This is a genomic window from Undibacterium sp. Ren11W, assembly GCF_049340485.1.
Taxonomy (GTDB): Bacteria; Pseudomonadota; Gammaproteobacteria; order Burkholderiales; family Burkholderiaceae_D; genus Undibacterium.
The window spans coordinates 1-683 of sequence record NZ_JBMPPB010000027.1 but is presented as its reverse complement, the minus strand read 5'-3'; the positions used below and the strand labels follow the sequence as shown (position 1 = coordinate 683).

At 47.1% G+C, this 683-nt stretch carries 1 protein-coding gene; it reads right to left on the bottom strand.

Features of this window, described 5'->3' with window-relative positions; genetic code table 11:
* Positions 1-683, bottom strand: a 683-nt coding sequence (locus tag ACO0K8_RS22305) for a GTP-binding protein (RefSeq protein ID WP_422948850.1), incomplete at both ends; no start/stop codon positions are given.

Genomic DNA, 683 nt, shown 5'->3' with positions numbered 1-683 from the left:
TTAGCCAAGACCTGACCACGCTGAACGTCTTCACGCTTAGTACCGCGCAACAAGACACCAACGTTATCGCCTGCTTGACCTTGATCCAGCAATTTACGGAACATTTCAACACCAGTACATGTAGTCACTGCTGTATCGGTGATACCGATGATTTCCAGAGATTCACCAACTTTAACAATACCACGCTCGATACGACCAGTAACAACAGTACCGCGACCAGAGATCGAGAATACGTCTTCCACTGGCAACAAGAATGCACCATCAACAGCACGTTCTGGCGTAGGGATATAAGTATCCAAAGCTTCAGCCAATTTCATGATTGCTTGCTCGCCCAAAGGACCAGTGTCGCCTTCTAATGCTAATTTTGCGGAACCTTGTATGATAGGCAAATCATCGCCTGGGAATTCGTATTTAGACAACAATTCACGAACTTCCATTTCAACCAATTCCAACAACTCAGCATCATCAACCATGTCGCATTTGTTCAGGAACACGATGATGTATGGAACACCAACTTGGCGAGCCAACAGGATGTGCTCACGAGTCTGAGGCATAGGACCATCAGCTGCGGAGCAAACCAAGATTGCGCCGTCCATCTGAGCAGCACCAGTAATCATGTTTTTAACATAATCAGCATGGCCTGGGCAGTCAACGTGAGCGTAGTGACGCGCTTCTGTTTCGTA